This is a genomic window from Ruminococcus sp. 210702-SL.1.03 (genome assembly GCF_020559915.1).
Lineage (GTDB): Bacteria > Bacillota > Clostridia > Oscillospirales > Ruminococcaceae > YE71.
The window spans coordinates 1-1,527 of the sequence record NZ_JAJCLZ010000083.1 but is presented as its reverse complement, the minus strand read 5'-3'; the positions used below and the strand labels follow the sequence as shown (position 1 = coordinate 1,527).

Genomic DNA, 1,527 nt, shown 5'->3' with positions numbered 1-1,527 from the left:
CTTTTTCCAGCGATTGAAAAGCTTTGGCAAGGGAAGCCTCCGCATATAAGGTCGAAATCGGGTAACTCGTTTGGGTCAATTTTTCTTGCGTCATCGTAATACACCTCACCTTCTGTATCGTACATTGTTTCGTATGCCTTTTTAGCATATCGGTCAATTTCGCAGTACCCGACGCACTCAAAGCCTCCTGCTTTTTCAAGTCCTGAGCGGAATCCGCCGATGCCTGCAAAGATATCGAAATACTTTATCATTTATCACCGATCCTTTCTTGTTTGTGTAATAAAAAAACGGCTAAGTCTTTTTCAAAACTTAACCGTTACATTGACATTTCCATTTCTTCGGATTCTTCAAAACCCTCAGTTTCTGTGATTTCTTCAGATTTTTCCTGCTCATCCGCCATAGCCTGTTCCTGTTCGATTTTATGAAACTTATCCACATCGGGGATAACGCCAAGCGTTCTTCCGTTATCAAATTTACAATGCAGAGTTCCTGCATCGTCCACAAATTGAACTATGCCTTTAGTACCTGGTGGAATCGGACGGGGATCGTTATCCATACTGTCAAGGCATATCCGAGTTCCTTCGGGATATCTCTGCCTGAGCATTTCTACCTTCTTTTCGTTGTAAATCATATAACACCTCACATCGTCATTCCCATATCGGGTTCTTCGGTCATGTCCTCAAACTGATCGCTGTTCATTTCTTCCTCCGTCTGCAAAAACCATTTGTCGGAATTCCAAAAGCTGATATAAATTTCTCCGTCGGGAGTTTTTATCGGTCTTTGCTCCAGACTCTCTCCTGCGCCGTCGCTTAACTGCCCGGTACAATATTCACGGAGATCCTCAAGTTCATCTTCCGTAAGCTGACCGTGAACGTTTGCTGTGACCACTCCCACAAGTTCTCCGTTATGTTCTTCGACCGACATAAATGCGGAAAACACCTTTCGGTCAACAGAATTGCCTCTATCGTACCAATGCATCAGACCTCGCTCTTTTTCTTCGGGCAAATTGAAATCGCTGATAAAATGATTTATCTCCGATTTGTAAGCAGAAGCTTCATAGGAGGAGATTTTTTCGTATTCCTCATCAGACCAACATTCAGGTACTCTGCTGATCTCAAGGGGACAGTAAAATTTCATTTCCTGCAAATGCGTCTGAATATGATTTTCGTACAACAGCTTTGCGTTTGGAATATACTGAACGTATCTAGCGTAGGATGAGCCTTCAGCTTCGATCAGCAGACCGTCACCCTGTTCCTCATCGTAGATCAGCAGACAATGATAAATATCATCTCTGTCGCAGTACATCAAATCTGTGTTCTCAGCGATCAGGTCATTGTCCTGCAAGGGATGCCTTTTTAAATTATCAAACTCAGCATGAGAAACTGCTATCGCTTTTTCCACCGCACAGGACTTTGTCTTAAATTCTGCCTCTTTGCGAAGCAGGTTAGTGTTGATTATCAATTTTTCATTCATTGATATAGTATAATAAAACTTGACACTCCAACCTCAAAGAAGTAAAATAGAAAG

The 1,527-nt window shown here is 42.2% G+C and carries 3 protein-coding genes; all 3 read right to left on the bottom strand.

Translation table 11 applies throughout. From position 1 onward, the window contains the following. A partial coding sequence (locus LI114_RS13440) for a DNA cytosine methyltransferase (RefSeq protein WP_227221090.1) occupies positions 1-251 on the bottom strand: 251 nt, incomplete at its 3' end. Between the two features lie 65 nt (positions 252-316). Then, on the bottom strand, positions 317-631 hold the full coding sequence (locus LI114_RS13435; protein ID WP_195388568.1) for a DUF4314 domain-containing protein: 315 nt from the start codon (positions 629-631) through the stop codon (positions 317-319). Between the two features lie 8 nt (positions 632-639). Next, positions 640-1,344: a DUF6329 domain-containing protein gene (locus LI114_RS13430; protein ID WP_227221089.1), complete on the bottom strand. Its 705-nt coding sequence runs from the start codon at positions 1,342-1,344 to the stop codon at positions 640-642. Between the last annotated feature and the right edge of the window lie 183 nt (positions 1,345-1,527).